21 protein-coding genes and 1 pseudogene are annotated in these 22,535 nt (G+C 72.7%); 9 read left to right on the top strand and 13 right to left on the bottom strand.

Annotated elements, in window-relative coordinates; all coding sequences use genetic code 11:
• Window position 1: 1 nt before the first annotated feature.
• The 5 genes from QC385_RS32905 to QC385_RS44130 all read left to right on the top strand — a co-directional run bounded on the left by QC385_RS32905 (window position 2) and on the right by QC385_RS44130 (window position 6,444).
• Window positions 2-1,018 (top strand): asparaginase, encoded by a 1,017-nt coding sequence (locus QC385_RS32905; RefSeq protein ID WP_279545097.1) that lies wholly within the window; start codon window positions 2-4, stop codon window positions 1,016-1,018.
• 150 nt (window positions 1,019-1,168) lie between these two features.
• Complete coding sequence (aspA, locus tag QC385_RS32900; protein ID WP_279545008.1) at window positions 1,169-2,581, top strand: aspartate ammonia-lyase; 1,413 nt, start codon at window positions 1,169-1,171, stop codon at window positions 2,579-2,581.
• Between the two features lie 45 nt (window positions 2,582-2,626).
• The gene (locus QC385_RS32895) at window positions 2,627-3,550 is read left to right on the top strand and encodes a glutaminase (RefSeq protein WP_279545007.1); all 924 of its coding nucleotides are present in this window, start codon (window positions 2,627-2,629) and stop codon (window positions 3,548-3,550) included.
• A gap of 114 nt (window positions 3,551-3,664) precedes the next feature.
• Entirely contained in the window at window positions 3,665-5,059 is a 1,395-nt protein-coding gene (gene mptB / locus QC385_RS32890; protein ID WP_279545006.1) for a polyprenol phosphomannose-dependent alpha 1,6 mannosyltransferase MptB, read from the top strand.
• Window positions 5,056-6,444 (top strand): glycosyltransferase 87 family protein, encoded by a 1,389-nt coding sequence (locus tag QC385_RS44130; RefSeq protein WP_336621339.1) that lies wholly within the window; start codon window positions 5,056-5,058, stop codon window positions 6,442-6,444. Before mptB ends, QC385_RS44130 begins: the two co-directional genes overlap by 4 nt.
• A 59-nt stretch (window positions 6,445-6,503) precedes the next feature.
• On the opposite strand, the pseudogene QC385_RS32880 reads toward QC385_RS44130, so the two are convergent.
• The 4 genes and pseudogenes from QC385_RS32880 to QC385_RS32865 all read right to left on the bottom strand — a co-directional run.
• A pseudogene (locus QC385_RS32880) lies at window positions 6,504-7,268 on the bottom strand (D-alanyl-D-alanine carboxypeptidase family protein); the annotation flags it as partial.
• A 248-nt stretch (window positions 7,269-7,516) separates the two neighbouring features.
• Window positions 7,517-8,650, bottom strand: coding sequence for a transcription termination factor Rho (rho, locus tag QC385_RS32875; protein WP_279545004.1), 1,134 nt, complete (start codon window positions 8,648-8,650; stop codon window positions 7,517-7,519).
• A gap of 247 nt (window positions 8,651-8,897) precedes the next feature.
• Complete coding sequence (locus tag QC385_RS32870; protein ID WP_279545003.1) at window positions 8,898-9,725, bottom strand: class I SAM-dependent methyltransferase; 828 nt, start codon at window positions 9,723-9,725, stop codon at window positions 8,898-8,900.
• A gap of 69 nt (window positions 9,726-9,794) precedes the next feature.
• Window positions 9,795-10,193, bottom strand: coding sequence for a nuclear transport factor 2 family protein (locus QC385_RS32865; protein WP_279545002.1), 399 nt, complete (start codon window positions 10,191-10,193; stop codon window positions 9,795-9,797).
• A gap of 70 nt (window positions 10,194-10,263) precedes the next feature.
• Here QC385_RS32865 and QC385_RS32860 point away from each other — a divergent pair, with 70 nt between their 5' ends.
• Both QC385_RS32860 and QC385_RS32855 read left to right on the top strand, forming a co-directional pair.
• The gene (locus QC385_RS32860; RefSeq protein ID WP_279545001.1) at window positions 10,264-10,836 is read left to right on the top strand and encodes a PadR family transcriptional regulator; all 573 of its coding nucleotides are present in this window, start codon (window positions 10,264-10,266) and stop codon (window positions 10,834-10,836) included.
• Window positions 10,837-10,845: 9 nt separating this feature from the next.
• Window positions 10,846-11,592: a class I SAM-dependent methyltransferase gene (locus QC385_RS32855; protein WP_279545000.1), complete on the top strand. Its 747-nt coding sequence runs from the start codon at window positions 10,846-10,848 to the stop codon at window positions 11,590-11,592.
• A 42-nt stretch (window positions 11,593-11,634) separates the two neighbouring features.
• On the opposite strand, the gene QC385_RS32850 is transcribed toward QC385_RS32855, so the two are convergent.
• From QC385_RS32850 to QC385_RS32815, 8 genes are all read right to left on the bottom strand, one after another.
• Window positions 11,635-12,456: an alpha/beta fold hydrolase gene (locus QC385_RS32850; RefSeq protein ID WP_279544999.1), complete on the bottom strand. Its 822-nt coding sequence runs from the start codon at window positions 12,454-12,456 to the stop codon at window positions 11,635-11,637.
• 206 nt (window positions 12,457-12,662) lie between these two features.
• On the bottom strand, window positions 12,663-13,424 hold the full coding sequence (locus QC385_RS32845) for a GntR family transcriptional regulator (RefSeq protein WP_279544998.1): 762 nt from the start codon (window positions 13,422-13,424) through the stop codon (window positions 12,663-12,665).
• Window positions 13,425-13,554: 130 nt separating this feature from the next.
• Window positions 13,555-14,718 carry a serine hydrolase domain-containing protein gene (locus QC385_RS32840; RefSeq protein ID WP_279544997.1) on the bottom strand — a complete coding sequence of 388 codons (1,164 nt, stop codon included), beginning with the start codon at window positions 14,716-14,718 and terminating at the stop codon, window positions 13,555-13,557.
• Window positions 14,719-14,850: 132 nt separating this feature from the next.
• Window positions 14,851-15,819, bottom strand: coding sequence for an acetylxylan esterase (locus QC385_RS32835; RefSeq protein WP_279544996.1), 969 nt, complete (start codon window positions 15,817-15,819; stop codon window positions 14,851-14,853).
• Between the two features lie 123 nt (window positions 15,820-15,942).
• Window positions 15,943-16,527: an Rv1733c family protein gene (locus tag QC385_RS32830; RefSeq protein ID WP_279544995.1), complete on the bottom strand. Its 585-nt coding sequence runs from the start codon at window positions 16,525-16,527 to the stop codon at window positions 15,943-15,945.
• Between the two features lie 298 nt (window positions 16,528-16,825).
• On the bottom strand, window positions 16,826-17,581 hold the full coding sequence (locus tag QC385_RS32825) for a ferredoxin reductase (protein ID WP_279544993.1): 756 nt from the start codon (window positions 17,579-17,581) through the stop codon (window positions 16,826-16,828).
• Window positions 17,574-18,179: a sulfite oxidase-like oxidoreductase gene (locus tag QC385_RS32820; RefSeq protein WP_279544992.1), complete on the bottom strand. Its 606-nt coding sequence runs from the start codon at window positions 18,177-18,179 to the stop codon at window positions 17,574-17,576. The genes QC385_RS32825 and QC385_RS32820 overlap by 8 nt, the downstream gene beginning before the upstream one ends.
• 87 nt (window positions 18,180-18,266) lie before the next feature.
• Window positions 18,267-18,728: a MarR family winged helix-turn-helix transcriptional regulator gene (locus tag QC385_RS32815; protein WP_279544991.1), complete on the bottom strand. Its 462-nt coding sequence runs from the start codon at window positions 18,726-18,728 to the stop codon at window positions 18,267-18,269.
• Window positions 18,729-19,001: 273 nt separating this feature from the next.
• On the opposite strand from QC385_RS32815, the gene QC385_RS32810 reads away from it, so the two are divergent.
• On the top strand, window positions 19,002-19,796 hold the full coding sequence (locus QC385_RS32810; protein WP_279544990.1) for a putative protein N(5)-glutamine methyltransferase: 795 nt from the start codon (window positions 19,002-19,004) through the stop codon (window positions 19,794-19,796).
• 34 nt (window positions 19,797-19,830) lie between these two features.
• Here QC385_RS32810 and QC385_RS32805 read toward each other — a convergent pair whose 3' ends face one another.
• The gene (locus QC385_RS32805; protein ID WP_279544989.1) at window positions 19,831-21,909 is read right to left on the bottom strand and encodes a SpoIIE family protein phosphatase; all 2,079 of its coding nucleotides are present in this window, start codon (window positions 21,907-21,909) and stop codon (window positions 19,831-19,833) included.
• Window positions 21,910-22,144: 235 nt separating this feature from the next.
• On the opposite strand from QC385_RS32805, the gene QC385_RS32800 reads away from it, so the two are divergent.
• Window positions 22,145-22,513 carry a hypothetical protein gene (locus QC385_RS32800; protein ID WP_279544988.1) on the top strand — a complete coding sequence of 123 codons (369 nt, stop codon included), beginning with the start codon at window positions 22,145-22,147 and terminating at the stop codon, window positions 22,511-22,513.
• Window positions 22,514-22,535: the final 22 nt, after the last annotated feature.

Raw genomic sequence — 22,535 nt, 5'->3', positions numbered from 1 at the left:
GATGTACAGCAGTTCCCTCGCGGACGCACCCCTGGTCCGTGAACCCGTCCACGCCCCCGTCGCCCACCTCATACGCGGCGGAATAGTCGAAGGCATCCACTACGGCTCCGTCGTCGTCCTCGGCGCCGACGGAGAGGTCCGGCTCCAGATCGGAGACATCGAGGCCGCCTTCTACCCCCGCTCCGCGCTCAAGCCCGTCCAGGCCGTGGCCATGGCACGGGCCGGGCTCCCGCTCGACGGCGAGCTGCTGTCACTGACCGCGGCGAGCCACTCCGGCGAGGAACGCCACCTCGCCGGTGCCCGGCGCATCCTCGACCTCGCCGGGCTCACCGAGGACCACCTGCGCAACGTCCCCGACCTGCCGTTCGACCCGGTCGTCCGGGACGCCTGGGTGCGCGAGGGCCGGCTGCCCTCCCGGCTCGCGCAGAACTGTTCCGGCAAGCACGCGGCCATGCTCTACACCTGCATGCTCAACGGCTGGCCGCTGGAGGACTACCTCGACCCCGGCCACCCGCTCCAGCAGGCCATCGCCGAGATCCTCGAGGACCTCACCGGGCAGCGCATCGCCGGGGTGACCGTCGACGGCTGCGGCGCGCCCCTGTTCTCCATCTCCCTGCACGGCCTCGCCCGGGCCACGGCGCGGATCGCCACGGCAGCGCCGGGGACGCCCGAGGCCCGCGTCGCCGACGCGATGCGCGAGCACGCCGAGATGGCCTCCGGCTCCGGCCGGGACGTCGCCGCGATGATGCGGGCCGTGCCGGGGCTGTTGTCCAAGGACGGCTTCGAGGGGGTGCAGGTGGCTGCGCTGGCCGATGGGCGGGCCGTCGCTGTGAAGATCGCGGATGGTGCGAACCGGGCCCGTGTGCCGGTGACCGCCGCGGCGTTGGCCCGGGCGGGTGTCGACCCGGAACTGCTCACCGAGTTCCAGGGCGAGCCGCTGCTGGGCGGTGGCCGGGAGGTCGGGCGGGTGCGGCCCGTTCGTTCGCTCGAGCCGCTTGCCGGTGCTGCCCGCGCCTGACGATGTGCCGGGTTCTCCCGGCCGGCGGCTGCGGGTCCCCTGTGGCTGATCGCGCCCGCGCGGCGGTAGCCGCACATCAAATACAGCCCCGCGCCCCTGAAGGGGCGCACACCCACCCTCACTTCCCCCAGAAAGAGGCCCCTCACCGTCATGACCGCCGCCACCCGTTCCGAACACGACCTGCTCGGTGACCGTGACGTTCCCGCCGAGGCCTACTGGGGTGTGCACACTCTGCGGGCCACGGAGAACTTCCCCATCTCGGGTATGCCGATCTCCGCCTACCCGCACCTGATCGACGCCCTGGCCGCGGTGAAGGAGGCCGCGGCCCTCGCCAACGAGGAACTCGGGCTGCTGGACCCGAAGAAGGCAGCCGCCATCGTCGCCGCCTGCCGGGAGATCCGCGACGGCGAGCTGCACGACCAGTTCGTGGTCGACGTCGTCCAGGGCGGCGCGGGCACGTCCACCAACATGAACGCCAACGAGGTCGTGGCGAACCGGGCGCTGGAACTGCTGGGTCACGCCAAGGGCGAGTACCGGTACCTGCACCCGAACGAGGACGTCAACCTCGGCCAGTCCACCAACGACGTCTACCCGACCGCCGTCAAGATCGCGACGGTGTTCGCGGTGCGCGGGTTGCTCGAGGCGATGTCCGTCCTCCAGGACGCCTTCGCCCGCAAGGCCGTCGAGTTCCACGACGTGCTCAAGATGGGCCGTACACAGTTGCAGGACGCGGTCCCCATGACGCTGGGGCAAGAGTTCTCCGCCTACGCCGTCATGATTGACGAGGACCGGTCCCGTCTTGCCGAGGCCGTCCAGCTGATCCATGAGATCAACCTCGGCGCCACGGCGATCGGCACCGGCCTCAACGCCCCCGCCGGATACGCCGAGTCGGCCCGCCGCCACCTCGCGGCCATCACCGGCCTGCCCCTGGTGACGGCGGCCAACCTCGTCGAGGCCACCCAGGACTGCGGCGCCTTCGTCCAGATGTCCGGTGTGCTCAAGCGCATCGCGGTCAAGCTCTCCAAGAGCTGCAACGACCTGCGGCTGCTGTCCTCCGGCCCGCGCGCCGGGCTCGGCGAGATCAACCTGCCGCCGGTGCAGGCCGGTTCGTCCATCATGCCCGGCAAGGTCAACCCGGTGATCCCCGAGGTCGTCAACCAGGTCGCCTTCGAGGTGATCGGCAACGACGTCACCATCACGATGGCCGCGGAGGCCGGGCAGCTCCAGCTCAACGCCTTCGAGCCGATCATCCTGCACTCCCTGTCGGAGAGCATCACCCACCTTCGCGCGGCCTGCCTCACCCTCGCCGAACGCTGCGTGGCCGGCATCACCGCCAACACCGAGGCGCTGCGCGCGACCGTCGAGAACTCCATCGGTCTCGTCACCGCCCTCAACCCGCACATCGGCTACACGGCCGCCACCGACATCGCCAAGGAGGCCCTCGCCACCGGCCGGGGCGTGGCCGAACTCGTGCTGGAGAAGGGCCTGCTGCCCGCCGAGACGCTCGCCGGGCTGTTGCGCCCGGAGGTCCTGGCGGGCAGCGGCCCGGCTCCGGTGGCCTGACCCACGCGAGCGGACCGGGACCGGCACGGAGGGACAATCGAGATCATGACGTCGTCAACCACCTTCCAGCCGGTCCTGGAGCGCATCGCCGAGGAGATCGAACGGACCCCGGGCCGTGGCCGGCCCGCCGACTACATCCCGGCGCTCGCCGCCTGCGACCCGCGCAGCTTCGGCATGGCCGTCGCCGAGCCGGACGGCACGGTGTACGGCGTGGGGGAGTGGCGGCGGCCGTTCTCGGCCCAGTCCATCACCAAGGTGTTCACCCTCGCCCTCGTCCTGGCCCGCGAGGGCGACGCCCTGTGGGAACACGTGGGCCGCGAGCCCTCCGGCAACCCCTTCAACTCCCTGGTCCAGCTGGAGTACGAGAACGGCATCCCGCGCAACCCGTTCATCAACGCGGGCGCCCTCGTCGTCACCGACCGGCTGCACACCCGTACCGGCGACGCGTCGGGCGAACTGCTGTCGTTCCTGCGGGCGGAGAGCGGCAACCAGGACCTCACCTTCGACAAGGAGGTCGCGGCCTCCGAATCCGCGCACGGCGACCGCAACGCCGCGCTCGGGCACTTCATGGCGTCCTACGGCAACATCGACAACCCCGTGCCGGTCCTGCTCGACCAGTACTTCAGGCAGTGCTCGATCGCGGCGTCCTGCGCCGACCTCGCCCTCGCCACCGCCTTCCTCGCCCGGCACGGCATCCGCGCCGACGGCACCCGCCTGCTCACCCTCAGCCAGGCCAAGCAGATCAACGCGATCATGCTGACCTGCGGCACGTACGACGCGGCGGGCGACTTCGCCTACCGCGTGGGCCTGCCGGGCAAGAGCGGCGTGGGCGGCGGCATCATCGCGGTCGTCCCGGGCCGCTGCACGCTGTGCGTGTGGAGCCCGGGCCTGGACGAACGGGGCAACTCGGTGGCGGGCGTGGCGGCCCTGGACAGATTCACGACGCTGACCGGACTGTCGGTGTTCTGACAGAACCTCCTGGCCCTCACCTGATCACCGGCCGGTCACACTCCCGCTCCCCGCCGGAGGGCTCCACGTCGCCGTGAAGCCACCCCGCGTTGACACGCTGCCGGAGTGTTGGCCATGGCTTTCCCCGTCGATCTCCGCCGCTGCCAGATACTCGGTCTGGCCGGTACCGCCTTCCTCGCGGCAGGCGGTGAGACGTCCGGAGCCCTGCCCGTACGGGACCTCCTCCACCCGGCCTCCGCGCGCGCCGCCCTCGGCCTGGTGGGGGTGTACTTCGGACTCGTCCTGCTGATCGCGGCCTGGGTGCTGCTGGGCCGGCTGGTCCGAGGACCGAGACCGCCCGCGCCCCGCGCCCTGCTGCCCGTCCTCGCCGTCTGGGCCGCCCCGCTGCTGCTCGCGCCGCCGCTGTTCAGCCGGGACGTGTACAGCTACCTCGCCCAGGGGGCGATGGTCGACGCGCACATGGACGTGTACGCGCACGGGCCGTCCCGCCTCGGCGGCCCGCTCGCCGACGAGGTCGCCCCGCTCTGGCGGCACACCGGCGCCCCGTACGGCCCGGTGTTCCTCGCCGTCGCGGCGGCCCTGTCGGCGCTGACACGCGATGAGGTGCCGGCCGGACTGTTCGGGATGCGGCTCGTCGCGCTCGCCGGAGTGGCCCTGATGGCGGCCGCGCTGCCCCGCCTCGCCCGCCACAGCGGCGCCGACCCGGCCGCCGCGCTGTGGCTGGGCGTCCTCAACCCGCTCGTCCTGCTGCACCTGGTCGCGGGCGCCCACAACGACGCCGTCATGCTGGGCCTCCTCGGGATAGGCCTGGTGGCGGCGCTCGGCCGGTGGCCGTACCTCGGCGCCGTCCTCGTCACGCTCGCCGCGCTCGTCAAGGCGCCCGCCGTGCTCGGGCTGGCCGCGGTCGTCGTCCTCCAGGTCCGCGCGGGCCGCGGTACGGCGAAGGCCCTCGTGACGACCGCCGTCGCGGCCGCGGGGACGACCGTCGTGGCCACGGCCGCGGCGGGCACCGGATACGGCTGGATCGGCGCCCTGAACACCCCCGTCTCGCCCCAGAACTGGGCCCTGACCACCCTGCTGGGCCGCGCCACCCGGGCCCTGCTGGAACATCTCGGCAGCGATCTGGCGCCCCTGGCGATCCCCGCCTGGCACGCGCTGGGCGTCGTGGCGGCCGGGGCCGCGATCGTCGTGATCTGGCTCCGGCTGCGCCCGCGACCGGTGTACGCGCTGGGCCTGAGCCTGGCGGCTGTGGCCGCGCTCGGCCCGGCGATCCGCCCCTGGTACGCCCTGTGGGGCCTGTTCCTCATCGCCGCCGCCGCGCCCAGCACCTCCGTACGCCACCGCATGGCGGCCGTGACCGGCGTGCTCGCGCTCTGCGTGCTGCCCAGCGGCGGCCCGGCCGACACCGGGCAACTCGTGCTGGCCGTCTCCGGCGGCGCACTCGCGGTCGTCGTGCTGTGGCAGGCCCACCAGGCCCAGCTGGCCCCGGCGCTGGGACGTGCGGCATGACCCCGGCCCCGCCGCGCACCGACCGCGGACGACTGCTGCTCGTGCTCGCCCTCGCCACGCTGGTGACGGTCTTCACCGCGACCGTGCCCCTGCTGCGCGACTGGTTCGACCTGCGCGTCTACTACGGAAGCATCGACAGCTGGGTCCACCACGGCGGCCGGATCTACGACTACCGGGTCCCCGGCACGACGTACGGCTTCACCTACCCGCCGTTCGCCGCCGTCGTCATGCTGCCGATGGCCCTGCTGGACCTCCACACCGCGATCGCCGCCGCCCTGCTGCTCAACCTGGCGGCCCTGGTGCTGGTCCTGCGGCTGCTCGCCGGGCCCGCCTGGCGGCGCCACGGCTGGTACGGCTGGGCCCTGACCGCCTGCGCCCTCGCGCTGTTCGAACCGCTCCGCGACACCCTCAGCTTCGGTCAGGTGAACCTGCTGCTGCTGGCGCTCGTCCTCACCGACGCGGCGCTGATCGCCACCGGACGCACACGCTGGGCGGGCGTCGGCATCGGACTCGCGGCCGCGATCAAGCTGACGCCGGCGTTGTTCATCGGACTGCTGCTGGTGGCCAGGCGGTGGCGCGCGGCGGCGGTCGCCACGGTCGTCGCCCTCGGTGCCACGGCTCTCGCGGCATCGGCGGACCCCGAGGCCTCACGCTTCTACTGGACCGAGGCGCTCTGGGACACCAGCCGGGTGGGCCGCCTCGGCTACGTCTCGAACCAGTCGGTGCAGGGCATCCTGGCCCGCCTGGGGGAACCGGACCGGGCGGTGTGGGCGGCGGCGGTCCTGCTGGTCCTCGGCGTGTGGGCGCTGCGGGCCCGCCGGGCGGTCGCCGCGGGGGACTGGACGGCGGCGTTCGCCCTGACCGGTCTCGCCGCCTGTCTCGTCAGTCCGATCACCTGGGTGCACCATCTCGTGTGGCTGCTGCCGTCCTTCGCCGTACTGATCCGTACCGGGCACGCCCGGATCGCGGGCGCCCTGTACGCGGTGCTGTGCACCAGCGTGGTGTGGCTGTGGTTCGACGACGCGTCCGGCGTCGACGGATTCCTGGGCAGCAACACCTACGCCTGGATCACCCTGGGCCTGCTGCTGTGGCTGCCGGTCGGTCAGCAGCCTCCGGACCGGCGGACCGGCAGCCGCAGTACGAGTACCACGACCGCCGCACCCAGCCCGGCGGCCCCCGCGATCAGCCCCGCTTCCGACCAGCCGGAGTCGGCCGCCTCCCGCGGCACGGCGGCCGCGACGGCGGGCGGGGTCTTCGCCGCCGGTGGCGCGGCAGCCCTCGACACGTCGAGCGAACCCACCGGATCGACCCGTCTGCCGGCCTTGAAGCCCCAGTCGAGCAGCGAGCGGGCCTCCTCGTACACCGCGGATCCGCCGCCCTCCTGAGGGTTCATCACCGTCACGACGAGGGTGCGCCCGTCCCGCCGCGCCGCCGCGACGAGCGTGCTGCCCGCCTTGCTGGTGTAGCCGTTCTTGATGCCGATCAGCCCCCGGTACGGCTTCACACCACGGGCGCCGCTCAGCAGCCGGTTGGTGTTGCGGATCGGGTACGACCAGCCTCCGCCGCCCGGGAACCGGGCCTCGACGGTGGCGCAGTACCGCGCGAAGTCGGGGTTGCGCAGCCCGACCCGGCCGAAGACCGCCAGATCGAACGCCGACGACACCTGGCCCGGCGCGTCGTAGCCGTCCGGGGAGACCACGCGCGTGTCGCGGGCGCCGAGGGACCGGGCCTTGGCCTGCATGCGATCGGCCGTGGCCCGCCAGCCGCCGTTGAGTTCGGCCAGGACGCGCACGGCGTCGTTGCCGGAGTTGAGGAAGACACCCCGCCACAGGTCGGCGACCCGGTAGGTACGGCCCTCGGCGAGCCCGACCAGGCTGCTGCCGGCTCCGACGCCCCGGAGTTCCTCCTCGCGGACCGTGTGCCGGATGCCCGCCGGCAGCGAGGGCAGCACCGTGAGGGCGAAGAGGGTCTTCAGGGTGCTGGCCGGGGGCAGCCTGCGGTGCGCGTTGTGGGCGGCGAGCACCTCGCCGGTGCGGGCGTCGGCCACCAGCCAGGACCGCGCCGAGGTCTCCGGGAGACGGGGCGCCCCGGCGCGCGGACGGACCTGCGTGCCGGGGCGGTACAGCAGTGAGGGGTGCGGGGCTGCCGCCCTCGGCCCGGCCGGCGGACTGGGTTCCGCCCGGCCGGAACTGGCCGCCGCGGCGGGCATCAGGGCCAGAAGCCCCGCCGCACAGAGCGCACAGGCGGACGAGGCCACCCGGGAAGAGAATCCGAGGATCATATGATCAACGTAGAAACGGATGTGCTCCGTACGGCGACGACCGGGCCGGACACCACGCGCGAGCACCCGTATGCCGCACGTGCGGCCGGCGGTGGCGGTGATGATCGCGACGCCGGCGCAGACGGAGAACGTCCGGGCGGGTGGCGGAGCCGGCCGGTGCGACGGCCGCGCCTCAGTCAGAGGGGCAGCGTCGGCTGGATGCGCCGCAGGAACGAGGCGTTGTCCGGGGTGTCGCGCATGTGGTCCAGGAGGGTCTCCAGGGCGCCCTGCCCGTCCCGGTTCTGGAGCACGCGGCGCAGTCCGTGTACGGCCGCCAACTCGGCCGGGGGTAGCAGGAGTTCCTCGCGACGGGTGCCGGAGGGGATGATGTCGACGGCCGGGAACAAGCGGCGGGTCGCCGGCTCGCGGCTCAGGCGGAGTTCCATGTTGCCCGTGCTCTTCAGCTCCTCGAAGTAGAAGTCGTCCGCCCGGGAGCCGGTCTCCACCAGTGCCGTCGCGAGGATCGTGAGGGAGCCGCCCTCCTCGGCCGACCGGGCGGCGCCGAAGAACCGCTTGGGGCCGGTCAGCGCGGACGCGTCGACTCCCCCGGTGAGGATGCGGCCTCCGGAGGCGGCCGCGTTGTTGTGCGCCCGGCACAGCCGGGTGAGGGAGTCGAGGAGGATCACGACGTCCTCGCCCGCCTCGACGAGCCGCTTGGCCCGCTCGATCACGAGCTCGGCGAGCGCGATGTGCTGCTTGGCGCTCCGGTCGAAGGTCGAGGCGTACACCTCGCCCCGCACGCTGCGCCGCATGTCGGTGACCTCCTCGGGCCGCTCGTCGAGCAGCAGCACCATCAGCCGGCACGCGGGATGGTTGCCGCTGACGGCGGCCGCCAGTTGCTGGAGGATGACGGTCTTGCCGGTCTTTGGCGGGGCCACGAGGAGCCCGCGCTGGCCCTTGCCGACCGGCGTGATCAGATCGACGACCCGGCCCGCCAGTCCGGCGGCCGGATGTTCGAGGCGGAGGCGCTCGTGCGGATGCAGGGGAGTGAGGTCCCGGAAGTGCCGGCGGCCGCGCAGGGGCGCACGGCCGTCGACCCGTGTGACGTCGGTGAGACCGCGCCGCTCGCCCAAGGGCCCTTCGACGAGGTCGCCCTTGCGCAGGCCGTGGCGGCGGATCAGGGCGGGTGAGACCGCGGGATCGGTGGGCGCGGGCAGGCAGTCCTCGCCGCGCAGGTGACCCTTCCCGCTCGCGTCGACGTCGAGGACGCCGAGGGCGGTCCGGGGCTCGGTCTGCTGCTGGGCGGGAGGGGTGTCGAGTGTGGTGGTCATGGTGAGGTGTCCTTTCACGGACGGCAGGCATGGGACATGCGAAGGGAAGGGGGAGAGGGCCGCGAAGGGAGGGCCTGGGGCGCGCCTCCGGCGGCGGGAAACAGCACCTGGGATGTGGCAGAGCACGTCAGGTGCCGGAAAAGATGGAGAGAAAGGGAGAACCGCACCGGCGCCCACAAAAGGGGGCGTGCACGAGTGCTGCTCGCAGGTTACCACCCGACGGGGTGCCGGGGGAGGGAGATGCGCGTCAGCGCGTGGCCAGCAGGCCGTACAGCAGCGGGATCCGCGGCGCGGTCAACCGCCACCAGCCGGACTCCGTACGGACCATCTGCGGCCAGCGCGGCCAGGGGAGTTCGTCACTTTCCCGCAACCGCCGGACGGTGAGTCCCGCTCCCGTCAACGCGTTGACGACCTCGCCTATTCCGTGCATCCACTCGTAACTGTCCGTGGCGCCCTCGACGGCCGGGCCGTCCGTGTAGGTGTGGGTCGCGTCCCGGTGCACGGGACCGTCGCCGCCCAGGTAGTCGTGGCGCAGGAGCAGCTCGGGGCCCTCGCCGGGAGCGGGTTTCGGGCCGAGCGAGTTGAGCAGCGGGTGGAACTCGACGACGTACAACCGCCCGCCGGGACGCAGGAGCCGGCCGACGACCTCCGCCCACCGGTTGAGGTCCGGCAGATAACACAGGGCGCCCTTGCCGGTGTAGACGAGGTCGAACCGCCGTCCGTCCAAGGCGTCTTCGGCGTCGTACACGTTCGCCCGTACGTACGTCACGTCCGCTCCGGCCTTCGCGGCGATGCCGGTCGCGGCCGCCACGGACGCCTCGGAGAAGTCGAGGCCGACGGCCCGGGCACCGCGCCGCGCGAAGGCGATCGTCTCCGTGCCGAGGTGACACTGGAGATGCAGCACATCACGTCCGGTCAGCTCGCCGAGGTCCTCCCACTCCCAGGGCGCGAACCAGCGCTCGGGATCGGGGTCCTGGTCCAGGCCGTAGAACCGGCTGGCGAGATGGACGGGCGTGCGGGCGTCCCAGTTCGCCTGGTTGGCCCGCATCAGCCGGTCGTGCTCGGCGGACGTCATGGGGACATCCAACCGCGAACGGGCCGCGGGACGCGGCAAGTCGAGGGAACGGACCGCCGGACGTGTCGCTCACACCGAGCGCGCCCGCGCCTCCTCGGCGATCCGCTCGAACTGCGCGCCCATGGCAGCCGCCAGCGCCTGCGCCGCCGACAACGGGCGCACCATCACGGTCAGTTCGTCGATGAGCCCGTCCTCGTCGACGTGGATGAAGTCGCAGCCGTTGATCTCCCGGTCGCCCACCCGCGCGATGAAGACCAGGGCGTGGTCGCGGCCGTTCACGTCGTTGATCTCGCGCACGTAGCGGAAGTCCTCGAAGACACCGCAGACGGCGCGCAGGATCGCCGCCGTGATCGGCTTTCCGGTGTACGGCTTGAACACGACCGGGCTGGTGAAGACGACGTCCGGCGCCAGCAGCGCCTCGACGGCGTCGAGGTCGAGTGCCTCGACCGCCTCACGGAATGCACGCATCGAACCCCGCCTTAGTTAATTATTTGAGTAGGTGCGGAGTAGATTAATCAACCGTTGATACCGTGTCCACATGTCTCTCAAGTACGCCGTGCTGGCCGCTCTCCTGGAGGGCGAGGCCTCGGGCTACGAGCTGTCCAGGGTGTTCGACGTGTCGCTCGCGAACTTCTGGGCCGCGACCCCGCAGCAGCTCTACCGGGAGCTGGAGCGTCTCGCGCGGGACGGGCTGATCGAGGCCAGGGTGGTACGCCAGGAACGGCGGCCCGGCAAGCGGATGTTCGCGCTCACCGAGGCGGGCCGCCAGGACCTGCGCGCCTTCGCCGTCACTCCGCCCCGCCGGCCCACCGCCATCCGCGACGAACTCCTCATCAAGATCCAGGCCATGGACGGTGCGGACCCCGAGGCCACCCGTGCGCTGGTCGAGGAGGGAGAGGCGTGGTCTCGCGGCAAGCTCGCCCGCTACGGGCGCGTCCGCGAACGCCTCCTGGCCGGCCGCGGCGAGGAGGAGTACCTGCGGGAGGCCGACCGCATCGGCCCGTACCTCACGCTGATGGGAGGCATCGCCTTCGAGGAGGAGAACCTCCGCTGGTGCGCGCGCGTCCTCACGATCCTCAAGCAGCGGGCTCCCCTGAGCCGAGCCGATTAGTCTGAGCCGATGTTCAGCCCCGAAGGCCCCAGTCTGCGCGAGCTCGCCGTCCAGGCGCTGTCGTCCGTCGAGCGCGGCTACGACCTGCTCGCGCCGAAGTTCGACCACACCCCGTTCCGGACGCCCGACGCGGTCCTCGACGCCGTCGAGTCGGCGCTGCGGCGGACGGGACCCTTCGACGCCGGACTCGACCTGTGCTGCGGCACCGGCGCGGGTGTCGGCGTGCTGGCAGGGGTGTGCCGGGAGCGGGTCGTCGGTGTCGACTTCAGCGCGGGGATGCTCGACGTGGCCCGGGAGCGGGTCCGGCCGGCCGGACCGCCGGTCTCCTTCGTCCGCGCGGATGCCCGCGCCCTGCCCTTCGGGCCCGCCTTCGACCTGGTGGTGAGCTTCGGGGCCTTCGGGCACTTCCTGCCTCGCGAGCTGCCCGGACTGTTCGCGCAGGTGCGCTCCGTCCTGCGGCCGGGCGGCTGCTTCGCGTTTCCGCTGGTGGCCCCGCCCCGCCCGGGCTCGCTCGGCTACTGGATGCTGCTCGGCTTCGACGTGGTGATGCGGGTGCGCAACGCGCTGTGGCGGCCTCCGTTCGTCATGTACTACCGCGCGTTCCGCTTCGGGGACGTACGGCGTGAGCTGGTTCGGGCCGGCTTCCGGGTGGAACTCCACGCGCTGCCGGAGTTCGGGCGGCGACGGGACGGCAGCCCGCGGGTGCGTCTGGTCGTCGCCCGGACGCCGGGCCAGTCGGTCCGGACGCCGGACTAGTCGGTCCGGACGCCGGACTAGTCGGTCCGGACGCCGGACTGGTCAGTCGCGCAGGAAGTTCAGCAGATCGTCGTTGAACGCCTTCTCGAAGTCGCCCACCAGACCGTGCGGCGCGCCCGGGTACACCTTGAGCGTCGCGTCCTTGACGAGCTGGGCGGTCCGCTGGGCCGAGGCGCCGATCGGCACGATCTGGTCGTCGTCGCCGTGCGCGACCAGCGTCGGCACGTCGATCCGCCCCAGGTCCTCGGTGAAGTCGGTCTCCGAGAACTGTGCGACGCAGTCGTAGGCGCCCTTCAGCCCGGCCTGCATGCTCCACATCCAGAACGCCCGCCGCACGCCCTCCGACACGGCGGCCCCCGGCCGGTTGAAGCCGTAGAAGCTCTCGCTCAGCTCCCAGTAGAACTGCGAGCGGTCCGCCGCCACGGCCGCGCGGATCCCGTCGAAGGCCTCCTTCGGAGTGCCCTCCGGGTTGGCCTCCGTCCGCAGCATCAGCGGCGGCACCGCACCCAGCAGCACGGCCTTGGCGACCCGCGCGGTCCCGTGCCGCCCGATGTAGCGGGCGACCTCGCCGCCGCCGGTCGAATGGCCCACCAGGACCGCGTCGTCGAGGTTCAGCGCCTCGATCAGCTCGGCCAGGTCGTCGGCGTACCGGTCCATGTGGTTGCCCTGCCACGGCTGACCCGAGCGGCCGTGCCCGCGGCGGTCGTGCGCGACCGCCCGGAAGCCGTGCTCGGCGACCAGACGCGCCTGCCCGTCCCAGGCGTCCGCGTTGAGGGGCCAGCCGTGGCTGAACACCACGGGCTGCCCCTCGCCCCAGTCCTTGTAGTAGATCTCGGTTCCGTCGGACGTGGTGAACGTGCTCATGAAGCATCCTCTCGGTGGGGCATCGGGGTGTGATCCTGGGCTTCCTCTCGATGATCTCCGTGATCCATGCTTCGCGCCGCCGGTGCCGGTAGGGGACCGGCTCCGCCCGGCGGGAATCGGCGTGAGCGGTCCGCCGAACGAGTGACCGATGCGCTGCGACGGTGCCGGGGCGTAACCGGTCCGGGATCTGAGCGACCCCGGACGCTTCACGTGCCGCTTGGCGCCGGCGTCCGGCCCGGCAGTGTGAACTCGTAGACCAGCGCGTCCTGTTGGGCATCCACCACGAGGTCGGTGATCTCCAGCGGGCGGGCGTACTGGTCGTGTACGTGCCGCGTGACCCGCACCGACGGCGTGCTCGTGAGGCGGGTGATGGCGTCGCGGTGGTGCAGGGTCAGACCGGCCCGGCGCATCCAGTCGTAGGCCCGCCGCAGGTGCGCGGCGGCGGTGCCGTCGGCGCGGTCGCGGTAGCGGGCCAGCTCCTCCACCTCCGCGAGCGCCACGGCCGAGAAGGACGTCACGGCGGTGCGCAGACCGCTTCCGTCGGCCGTCGCGTACCGGTAGCGGTGAATCAGGGTCGGCCGGCCCGGGGCCAGCCCCAGGACTTCGGCGTGGTCCGGCGGGGGAGGCTCCCAGGCGACGGTGGCGCGGGCGACCGTGCCCGGGGTCGCGGCCCGGGCGCCGACCGGGAAGGTGAGCGAGGCCGGGGTCTCGACCGGCAGGCCGGGCAGCGTGGCGTGGCTGCCGCGCCGGTCGGTGGCGACCAGCCCGTCGCGGCGCAGCAGCTCCAGCGCCTGCCGTACGGTCTCCCGGCTGACTCCGAAGTGCCCGGCAAGCCGCCGCTCGCCCGGCAGCCGTTCGCCGGGCGGCACGGTGCCGTCGCACAGTTCGCCGAGCAACTCCGTGGCGATCCGCCGGTACAGGGGCTCTCCTTCGGCCGACGGATGGTCGTGCGGGGTGGTGCGGGCCATGCCGCGCCTCCTGTTGGTGACGTTCGGTAGCCGTGCGGGCTCGGTGCGCCACCAGATCTAGCATTGGTCTAAACCAACAGGGAAGGGCGGCCGGGCGGTTCGGCCGAAACCGGCCCGCCCGCGCCGTCCGTCAGAGCGCGCTGTACAGGGCGTCGATCAGCGCCATCTTCCGCGGGTCGTCCGCGATATGAGGCCCCATGCGGTTCATCACGTATCCCAGCGACACCCCCGCCTCCGGGTCCGCGAGCCCGCAGGAGCCACCGAAGCCGTCGTGACCGAAAGCGCGCGGGTTGGGTCCGTAGGAGCCGTTGGAACCGCTGAGCCACAGCCCGAGCCCCGCCTCCGTCTCGCCCAGCCCGGCGCCGAGCACCAGATCCCGGCACCTGCCCTGCCCCTCGCGCACCCGCTCGGCCGCCTCGGGGGACAGCACACGGTGATCCCCGTACGAGCCGCGCCCCGCGAAGACGCCGTAGAGCTCGGCGACCGCACGCGCGGTGCCGTGCCCGTTCGCCGCGGGTATCTCGGCGGCCCGCCACCCGGGCGTGCCGACCGCGGCGGCGGACACCGGGGGATTGGTCAGCGCGGCGATCGCCGCGGGCGCCAACTGGGCGAAGACAGCGGCCTGTTCACTGCTCGTGGTGACGGGTGGCTGGTCCAGCTCGGCCGCCCGCCCGTGGTCCTTCTCCGGCAGGCCGAGGCGGAAGTCGATGCCGAGCGGCCCGGTCACCTCCCGCTCCAGGAAGGCCCCCGGCATCAGCCCCGACACCCGCCGTACGACCTCGCCGACCAGATGGCCGTAGGTCAGCGCGTGATAGCCGGACGTGGTTCCCGGCTCCCACCAGGGCTGCGTCGCCGCGAGCCGCTGTGTGGTCAGCTCCCAGTCGCAGAGCTGCTCCAGCGAGTGCGGTTCACGCAGCCCGGCCAGACCGGCGCGGTGGGACAGCAGGTGCCGGACGAGGACCTTCTCCTTGCCCGCCGCGGCGAACTCCGGCCAGTACACGGCCACCGGCGCGTCGAGGTCCAGCAGCCCCCGGTCGGCGAGGATGTGCGCGCACAGTGCCACCGGTCCCTTGGTCGTGGACCACACGTTGACCAGCGTGTCCTGTTCCCATGGCCGGGTGTGTGCCGCGTCGGCCCAGCCGCCCCACAAGTCCACCACGGTCCTGCCGCCGACGGTGACGGCCACCGCCGCCCCCAGCTCGCCCCGTTCCCGGAAGTTCTCCTCGAAAGTCCTGCGTACCGCCGTGAAACGCGCGTCGCAGCGACCGTGCACCTGTGCCTCGTCCTCGGGCATGGGCCCCTCCACCACCTCGCCGGGCCGGGCCGCCGGTGAGCGGCCCGGGCGCGAAGAACGTACCGACTGGTCGGACTTGGTGGAAGGCCGCCCCGGTGAAACGGCCGGATCAGTCGCCGGACGGCGGCGGACTCAGATGTACGAACGCAACCAGCGCAGCTGGGCCGCCTCCTGGAAGGGACCGCCGCCCTCGTGGTCGTTGAAGTCGTACACCTCGATCGTCTTGTCCTCGTGGCTCCAGGCGTTGAAGGCCGCGAAGACGGTCGAGGGCGGACAGGTCTGGTCCTCCAGGGCGGCCGAGAAGAGCGCGGGAGCCCTGCCACGGGTGGCGAAGTGGACACCGTCGAAGTAGGAGAGCGTGCGCAGCGCCTGCTCGCTACGGCCGCGGTGCGTCTTGAGATACAGGGCGATCTCCCGGTACGGGTGACGGTCCGTGAGCGTCGCCGCGCGCGGGTAGTCGCACAGGAACGGCACGTCCGGGGCGATGCCCGCCAGGTCGGGTATCAGGCCGCCCACCGCGATCGTGATGCCGCCGCCCTGGCTGCCGCCGACGGCGACCGTGCGCGCCGGGTCGGTGAGGGGGTGCGAGCGGGCCGCCTCCACGGCACGCACGGCGTCCGTGAACACCCGGCGGTAGTAGTAGTTCTCCGGCGCGTCGATGCCGCGCGTCATGAAACCGGGGTACGCGGGCGCGCCACCCACCGGGTCCGCCGTGCCGCCACCCCCGCCCCAGGCGCTGCCCTGCCCGCGGGTGTCCATCACGAAGTGCGCCCGGCCCGTGGACGCCCACAGCAGATGCTCGTGCGGCAGCCCGCGGCCTCCGCCGTAGCCGATGAACTCCACGACCAGCGGCAGCGGGCCGTCCGCCCCCGCCGGCAGGATCAGCCAGCCCTTGACCGGGTGACCGCCGAACCCGGCGAACGTCACGTCGAACACCTGCACAGTGGACAGTCCCGTGTCGACCGGTTCGAAGCGGGCGTCCAGGTCGTACTCCCGCGCCTCCTGGAGCGTCTTGGACCAGAACGCGTCGAAGTCCTCGGGTTCGGTCGACGCGCTGCGGTACTCGCGGAGTTCGTCGAGAGGAAGGTCGAACTGGGCCATGTAGGACCGCCTTTGGGTGAGGAACGGCTGCGGAGACAGTGCGGATGATCACACTACGTGAGTGGTCGGAGGACTCGCCATGATTTTTGCCGTAGCCCGTCCACCTGCGGTTCTTCGGTCGCGTCACGCGTCTCGACGCGTCCACTCCGGCTCCGTGCGGGCCCACTCACGCTCCCACTCGGCCAGCCGGCGGCGCAGGGCGACCCGGCGCACCGCGGAGTGGGCGAGGAGCACCACGAGCACCTCGCCGACCGCGGCGCACGTGCCCATGGTGAGGGTGTGCTGCCAGACGCCGGTGCCGTCCACCGGCGGGGGCACGCTCCGCCCCCGGGAGTCGAACCACACGTCCACGACCTCACCCGGCCGGGTGTCCCCGGGGACCCGTGCCGTCGTGGTGCGCGTGCCCTCGCCCGGTTCGGTCCAGCGCACGGTGGCCCGGTAGGCGTGCTGCCCGCCGGCCTGCACCGACGGCAGCGACTCGCCCTTCCTGCCGACCACCTCGGCACGGACGCGGTGACGCTCGGCCTGTTGCTCCGCCGAGACCGAGCGCGCCTCGTCGTGGGCCCACCAGGCGGCGGCCGCCCCGGCCAGAGGCGCGCCCACGAGTATCAGGACGGCGACCACCAGCACCGTCCACGCCTCGACGGCATCCGACCGGCGCCGCAGCGGACTGCGCCGCCAGCGCCAGCCGCGCACCCGGGTTCGCATGTCGACCTCCTCGCCGTCACCGCGGCCGGAGGGCCCGACCAGCCGTGCGCCGGCGGCGTCGCCGCTCCCTGCGCGTCACGTCACGCGTGCGAGTGCCCACACGGGTCAGGTACCCCTCCGACACACATCGATCGCTCGGCACGGCCCGGGTTGCCGCATGCCGGAGCCCTCCGGCCGGAGTGCCCGGGCCGGCCGCGGCGAAACACCGGCCCGCGCACACGACGGACCGCGACCGGCGCGCCGATGGCGAGCCCCACGCCACCCCTGTGACACCACGGCAGGAGGACCGCCGCCGAGATCAGCCGAACCGCTCGATCCGGATGCGGTCCACCGGCTGACCGGCCGACACGAGCAGCCGGGAGGCGTGCTCGGCGAAGGAGTTGGAGCCGCACACATAGGCCTCCCACCCACCGGAAGGCTGCTCGGCCAGGAGCGGCGCCACATGTGCGGCCGCCATACGTCCCACCGGCACACCCTCCGGCGCGCTCCGCGTGAACACGGGTGTCGTCTCGGCGCCGAACTCCCGGGCGTAGATGAGTTCCTCCGGACTGCGCGCGGACACCAGCAGCCGCAGCGGCACGGGTAGGTTCCGCGCCCGGTGGTGCCGGACCATCGACATCAGCGGCACGACGCCGGAACCCGCGCCGATCAGCAGCGCGGGCCGGTCGCCGGGCCAGGCGAAGAAGCCGCTCACCGGGCCCCGCACCTCGACCTGGTCGCCGGGCCGGGCGACGGTGTGGAACCAGCCCGAGACCTCGCCGCCCTCGACGTGATCGAGGGTCAGCTCGACGTGCCCGGAGTCGTCCGGCACGGACGCGATCGAGTAATGGCGCTGGGCCACATAGCCGTCCTCGGCGGTCAGCCGCACCATCAGGTGCTGGCCGGGCAGGTGCCCCGGCCAGCCGGGCACGGCGAACCGGAAGGTGGTGGCACGCGCGGTCTCGCGGCGGATCGCGGTCAGCGTGGCGGTCTGCCACACGGAGGCGGCCTGCTCGCTCACGGCGATGCGCCCGGGCACGGCGAACCGCGTGGGAGGCACGAAGGTCTCAGTCACCGGAGTACCTCTGCTCCTGCCAGGGGTTGCCCCGCTCGTGATAGCCGTTCCGCTCCCAGAACCCCGGCTCGTCGTGGTCGAGGATCCGCAGGCCGGCTATCCACTTCGCGCTCTTCCAGAAGTACAGGTGCGGCACCAGCAGCCGCGCCGGACCGCCGTGCTCCGGGGCGAGCGGCCTGCCGTCGTACTCCCACGCGATCCAGGCGCGCCCGCCGGTCAGGTCGGCGAGCGGGAGGTTCGTGGTGTAGCCGGTGTGCGAGTAGGCGACGGCATGGGTCGCCGACCCATGGGGCCGGACCACATCCCAGAACGCGTCCAGGGACACCCCCGCGAACCGCACCCCGAACTTCGACCAGCTCGTCACACAGTGGATGGCTCCCTCGTACGCCGACGGCGGCAGCCGGTGTGCCTCGTCCCAGTCCCAGGTGCGGGGCTCGTCCACCAGACCGTCGATACGGAACGTCCAGTCGGCGGGTGCGAGATCGGGAGTGACCTCGGCGGACAGCACGGGCCAGTCGTCGCCCGCGTCGTACTGGCCGGGCGGCAGACCGGGGCCGGCCACGCGTGGGCGCCCGGTGAAGCCTCGGGTGATGTGCATGCGGTGTGCCTCCGGACCGGGCCGACGGTGCCCCGCCGGGCCGGCGTGATCAGTGATTGCGTGTTCAACCGTACGTGGGATGCGTCCCTAGTCGTGCTTACGTGCTGCGCCCCTGGTCGTGCGACCGGAACCAGGGCCCGCGTTGTAGCGCACGAGGTAGTCCGCGAACCGCGCTAGATCCTCGGCCGGCCAGTCCGCCAGCCGCTCCCGGAAGGCCGCCCGGCGGCTCTCGGTGACCTGGGCCAGGATGCGCCGCCCGGCCTCCGTCAGATGCAGCACCTGGACGCGCTGGTCCTGCGCGTCGGGGCGGCGTTCGACGAGACCGGCGCGTTCCAGCGCGGCCACCTGGCGGCTGACGGTGGACTTGTCCAGGGCGTAGTGGGCGGCCAGGTCGGTGGCACGGCACCCGCCGCTCTCCTCCAGATGCCCGAGCAGCGTGTACGAGACCAGCGACAGCTCCGGGTGCATCCGCCCCGCCGCGGCACGGGCACGGCGGGCGAAGACCGTCATCTCCCGCTGGATGGTCTCCACGGCATCGGCAGGCTTCATCCGACCTCCTCACCACGTCGCCCTCCGGTCACTCCATGGTTGCATAACCCAACCATCCGCCGACGGGGAGGCGGATCAGGTGCCGTACGGGTCGGCAGACCCGTCGGGTAGTGTTGCCGCCGGCTGCGGACGGACCCAGCCGTCGCCGGACCGAGGAGGTGAGACCCATTACCGCTGTGTCAGCTCGGGTGCTCTCTCCTCGACGTCGCGCGGATCGCCGGCCGTAGGCGACCGCAGGAGCGCCCTTCGAATCTCGAAAGGCCCCTGGCTTCCATGCCCTCCGTGTCTCCCGTCCCACCGTCGTCCCGTGACTCCGTCGTCGTCGCCCTGCGCACCGCGGGCTGCGTCTTCGCCGAGGACGAGGCCGAGTTGATCCTCACCACCGCCCGCACTCCGGCCGAAGCCGCCGCCATGGTCGAACGCCGCGTCGCGGGTCTTCCCCTCGAACTCGTCGTCGGCTGGGCCGAGTTCCGGGGCCTGCGCATCACCGTCGACCCGGGCGTCTTCGTACCGCGCCGCCGCACCGAGTTCCTGGTCGAGCAGGCCCTGGCCCGGGCGCCCGGCGCCGGCGTCGTCGTCGACCTGTGCTGCGGCTCGGGCGCCGTCGGCGCGGCGCTGGCCGCCGGACTCGGCCGCGTCGAACTGCACGCCGCGGACATCGACCCCGCCGCGGTGCGCTGCGCCCGCGGCAATGTCACCGCCGCCGGCGGCCACGTGCACCAGGGCGACCTGTTCGATGCGCTGCCCGGTGACCTGCGGGGCCGCGTCGGCATCCTCGCGGCCAACGTGCCGTACGTACCGAGCGGCGAGATAGGCCTGCTGCCGCTGGAGGCCCGCGCCCACGAGCCGCTGGTCGCCCTCGACGGCGGTGCGGACGGCCTCGACGTCCTGCGCCGGGTCGCGGCCGAGGCGCCCCACTGGCTCGCGCCCGGCGGCTGCGTCCTGGTGGAGACGAGCCGCCACCAGGCACAGACCGCCCTCGACGCCTTCGAACGCAACGGCCTGACGGCACACCTGGCCGTCTCGCAGGAGCTGTACGCCCATGTGGTGATCGGCGTCGCACCCTGACGCCGGAACGCAGCCGGACGCCGGCGGCGGCACCTCAGTCCGGTGCCGTCGCCCGCGCGATGAGCAGCGCCACGTCGTCGAAGTTGTCCGGCTCGTGCAGCGTGCGCAGCAGCAGGTCGCAGACCTCCTCCAGGGGGCGGTCGGGTCCTTCGAGCAGGGACAGCAGGGTGTCGAGCCGTTCGTCGAGCGAGTCGCGCCGGGTCTCGACGAGACCGTCGGTGTAGAACACCAGCCGGTCGCCCGGATCCAGGTCGACGGTCGTGGTGGAGAAGGCGACACCCCCGACGCCGAGCGGCACCCCGGTCGGCAGGTCGAGCAGTTCGGGGGGCCGCCCGGCCCGGAGACGCACCGGCGGCAGATGCCCGGCGTTGGCGATCCGGCACTGCCGCAGACGCGGGTCGTGGACGGCATAGACGCAGGTGGCGATGGTCTGTTCCAGCCCTGCGGTGATCTTGTCGAGGTGTTCCAGGAGCAGGGCCGGATCGAGGTCGAGGGAGGCCAGCGTGTTGGTCGCCGTACGCAGCCGCCCCATGGCCGCCGCCGCGGGGATGCCGCTGCCCATCACGTCACCCACCACGAGCGCGGTCTTGCCGCCGTCCAGACCGATCACGTCGAACCAGTCGCCGCCCACCTCGCTCGTGGCCCCGGCCGGCTGGTAGCGGGAGGCCACCTCCAGCCCGCCCGTCACGGGCGGATGGCTGGGCAGGAGGCTGCGCTGGAGGGTGAGCGCGGTGTCGCGGGCGCTCTGGTACCAGCGGGCGTTGTCGATCTGCACGGCGGCCCGCGCGGCCAGCTCACGGGCCAGCAGCAGGTCGTCCTCCGTGAACGGCAGCGGGTTGCGGGTGCGTTTGAGGTCCAGGGCGCCCAGCACCTCGCCGCGCGCGATCAGCGGCACCGCCAGGTACGAGTGCACCCCGGCCCGGCCCAGCAGCTCGGCCGCCTCCGGGGACCGGGCGATGCGCGGCAGGTCCTCGTCCTTGACCTCCGGCAGCATCACGGCACTGGCCGAGCGCACGCACTCGGTGACGAGCCGGTCGGGCGCGTACCGGGCCACCTGCCCGGGCGGGTCGGCCGCCACCAGCGCCTCGGCTGAGTCGTACCCCTGGACCGCCAGCGCGCGGATCACGGCCGCCTCGGCCGGGCCGAGGCGGGTGCTCCGGCCCTGCACCACGGCGTCCAGCAGGTCGACGGCCGCGACGTCGGCGAGTTCGGGCACGGCCACGTCGGCGAGCTCACGGGCCGTGCGGTCCAGGTCCAGCGTGGTGCCGATACGGCCGGAGGCGTCGGCGATCATGGCCAGCCGGCGCCGCGCGGCCTCGGCCTCGATGCCCGCGCGGTACTGCTCGGTGACGTCCACGATCGAGACGGCCACGCCCAGCACGGTCCCGAAGGCGTTCTCCAGCCGGTACAGCGAGATCGACCAGGCGTGGTCCTGGTGCGGGTCGGCCGGGGTGCGGCCGATCGTGGACTGGTCGACCACGGGCTGTCCGGTCTCCAGGACCCGGCGGGCCGCGGTCTCCAGGGCGTCGACGTCCATCCGCGGCACCACTTCGCGGACCGTGCGGCCCAGGTGCTCCTCGGCCGGTACGCCGTTGAGCTCCTCCAGCGCCGGGTTGACCGAGACGTACCGCAGGTCGGTGTCCAGCACGGCCAGACCGATCGGGGACTGGGCGATCATCCGCGTCGCCAGCGCCACATCGCGCTCCAGCCGGTGCACGGTCGACTGGTCGGCGCACAGACCGAGCGCGTAGACCTCCCCCTGGTCGTCCAGCAGCCGCATGTTGCGGAACTCCACGAGCCGCGTGGTGCCGTCCTTGCGGCGGACGGGGAAGGCCCCGGCCCAGCTCTGCCCGGTGCCCATGACGTCCGCGAACAGCTTGACCACGAGGTCGACGTGCTGCTCGTGGACCATGATCCGGGCGGCGTACTCGCCCAGCGCGTCCTGCGCCGAGTACCCGAACAGCTCCTCGGCCTGGGGGCTCCACAGCACGATGCGGCCCTCGCTGTCCAGGACCACCGAGGCCACGCGCAGGACATCGAGCAGCCCGCTCGGCCGCGCCGGGGCGCGCACCGGCCCGTCGCCCTCGGCCATGGGGGACCCGCCTGCACTCATCCCACGCCCCGCCTTCGCCGATCTCGCGGCACGCCGTCACGGTGCCGACACCCCATGTTCTACCGCGCGGAGCCGTCGATCTGAGGCCCCTTCCGTCACCCTTCCACCTTCTCCCAACACGGAGCGGCCCGCTCCGTAAACCCGTCATCACGGCAGGGGTACCGCCGGTAGTGCTCGGCAGAAGGTGGTGCTTTGCTGGGGTAGGGGCGGATACGCCACGAGAGGAGCGATCACGATGGACCGTGAGCAACCGCATCCCCACAACGTCTCGGTGGAGATCAGCGGGTGCAGCAAGCAGGACGCCCGGATCGTGTTCGACACGCTGTGCGCCTGCTTCGAGTCCGACCGGTGCGCGGACGACGTACCGGAGGATCTGCACGAGACGCGCCCGACCGTGTGGCTCGGCACCTTCGACGTCGCCGATACGCACGAGGGCGCGCGACCGGGCCGGTTGTCGTCCTCCGTCGACGCCGACCTGCACGGCGGTTACTGGGCGATCGAGCAGTTCCGCAGGAGGCTGGACTCACTGTTCACCGTGCGGGACATGAGCACGGTCTCCGGCGACCAGGAGAAGGAACTGCACGTGCGCCTCGAAAGCCGGTGACCGACCCTCATGAGCTCGTGAC

This window comes from Streptomyces sp. DH10, assembly GCF_029813805.1.
Lineage (GTDB): Bacteria > Actinomycetota > Actinomycetes > Streptomycetales > Streptomycetaceae > Streptomyces > Streptomyces coeruleofuscus.
This window is presented reverse-complemented; position numbering and strand designations above follow the sequence as displayed.

Excerpts from the sequence above, each read along its gene's own strand:
- QC385_RS32830 (WP_279544995.1), bottom strand. The coding sequence starts at position 16,527 with ATGCGAACCCGGGTGCGCGGCTGGCGCTGGCGGCGCAGTCCGCTGCGG.
- QC385_RS32870 (WP_279545003.1), bottom strand. The coding sequence starts at position 9,725 with ATGACGTCCGCCGAGCACGACCGGCTGATGCGGGCCAACCAGGCGAAC.
- QC385_RS32820 (WP_279544992.1), bottom strand. The coding sequence starts at position 18,179 with ATGCACATCACCCGAGGCTTCACCGGGCGCCCACGCGTGGCCGGCCCC.
- rho (WP_279545004.1), bottom strand. The coding sequence starts at position 8,650 with ATGACCACCACACTCGACACCCCTCCCGCCCAGCAGCAGACCGAGCCC.
- QC385_RS32800 (WP_279544988.1), top strand. The coding sequence starts at position 22,145 with ATGGACCGTGAGCAACCGCATCCCCACAACGTCTCGGTGGAGATCAGC.
- QC385_RS32835 (WP_279544996.1), bottom strand. The coding sequence starts at position 15,819 with ATGGCCCAGTTCGACCTTCCTCTCGACGAACTCCGCGAGTACCGCAGC.
- QC385_RS32845 (WP_279544998.1), bottom strand. The coding sequence starts at position 13,424 with ATGGCCCGCACCACCCCGCACGACCATCCGTCGGCCGAAGGAGAGCCC.
- QC385_RS32850 (WP_279544999.1), bottom strand. The coding sequence starts at position 12,456 with ATGAGCACGTTCACCACGTCCGACGGAACCGAGATCTACTACAAGGAC.
- QC385_RS32860 (WP_279545001.1), top strand. The coding sequence starts at position 10,264 with ATGTCTCTCAAGTACGCCGTGCTGGCCGCTCTCCTGGAGGGCGAGGCC.
- QC385_RS32855 (WP_279545000.1), top strand. The coding sequence starts at position 10,846 with ATGTTCAGCCCCGAAGGCCCCAGTCTGCGCGAGCTCGCCGTCCAGGCG.
- QC385_RS32905 (WP_279545097.1), top strand. The coding sequence starts at position 2 with ATGTACAGCAGTTCCCTCGCGGACGCACCCCTGGTCCGTGAACCCGTC.
- aspA (WP_279545008.1), top strand. The coding sequence starts at position 1,169 with ATGACCGCCGCCACCCGTTCCGAACACGACCTGCTCGGTGACCGTGAC.
- mptB (WP_279545006.1), top strand. The coding sequence starts at position 3,665 with ATGGCTTTCCCCGTCGATCTCCGCCGCTGCCAGATACTCGGTCTGGCC.
- QC385_RS32815 (WP_279544991.1), bottom strand. The coding sequence starts at position 18,728 with ATGAAGCCTGCCGATGCCGTGGAGACCATCCAGCGGGAGATGACGGTC.
- QC385_RS44130 (WP_336621339.1), top strand. The coding sequence starts at position 5,056 with ATGACCCCGGCCCCGCCGCGCACCGACCGCGGACGACTGCTGCTCGTG.
- QC385_RS32865 (WP_279545002.1), bottom strand. The coding sequence starts at position 10,193 with ATGCGTGCATTCCGTGAGGCGGTCGAGGCACTCGACCTCGACGCCGTC.
- QC385_RS32805 (WP_279544989.1), bottom strand. The coding sequence starts at position 21,909 with ATGAGTGCAGGCGGGTCCCCCATGGCCGAGGGCGACGGGCCGGTGCGC.
- QC385_RS32895 (WP_279545007.1), top strand. The coding sequence starts at position 2,627 with ATGACGTCGTCAACCACCTTCCAGCCGGTCCTGGAGCGCATCGCCGAG.
- QC385_RS32840 (WP_279544997.1), bottom strand. The coding sequence starts at position 14,718 with ATGCCCGAGGACGAGGCACAGGTGCACGGTCGCTGCGACGCGCGTTTC.
- QC385_RS32810 (WP_279544990.1), top strand. The coding sequence starts at position 19,002 with ATGCCCTCCGTGTCTCCCGTCCCACCGTCGTCCCGTGACTCCGTCGTC.